This window comes from Caballeronia sp. GAWG1-1, from assembly GCF_023631465.1.
Taxonomy (GTDB): Bacteria; Pseudomonadota; Gammaproteobacteria; order Burkholderiales; family Burkholderiaceae; genus Caballeronia.
In genome coordinates this window covers 1-409 of sequence record NZ_JALQDB010000048.1, presented here as the reverse complement: position 1 = coordinate 409, position 409 = coordinate 1, and the positions used below count along the sequence as shown (strand labels likewise).

Annotated in this window: 1 protein-coding gene; it reads right to left on the bottom strand. The window is 58.2% G+C overall.

What is annotated here, in order from left to right:
• Positions 1-121 precede the first annotated feature (121 nt).
• Positions 122-409, bottom strand: a 288-nt coding sequence (tnpB, locus tag NCT03_RS30820; RefSeq protein WP_250495211.1) for an IS66 family insertion sequence element accessory protein TnpB, incomplete at its 5' end; no start/stop codon positions are given.

Genomic DNA, 409 nt, shown 5'->3' with positions numbered 1-409 from the left:
TCACCACACGCAACTCGCCTTTCATGGCAGCGAGTTCTGCGCGCAGCGCCTGCAGTTCGTCGGTAGAAGAAGAGGATGATGGCGGCATCGCTGAATTAGACCAGCGATGCCGGTTCTCGTTTCAGGTCACGCGCTGATAATAACGCCTCGGATGCGCGCGCATCGCTTCGATGTCGATGCCCTCCAGTAGCCAGTGAAGTTGCTCTGTTCGCAGCATGAGCACCGCTTCCTTGCGCGGCCATACGAAGCGGTCCTGCTCGAGGCGTTTCATGAGAAGCCAGAAGCCGTTACGGTCCCACAGCAGCATCTTGATGCGGTCGCGCCGCTGATTGCTGAACACATAAACCGCACGCGCGAATGGATCGAGCTTCATTGACTGCTCGACGATGGCTGCGAGACCGTTGATGCT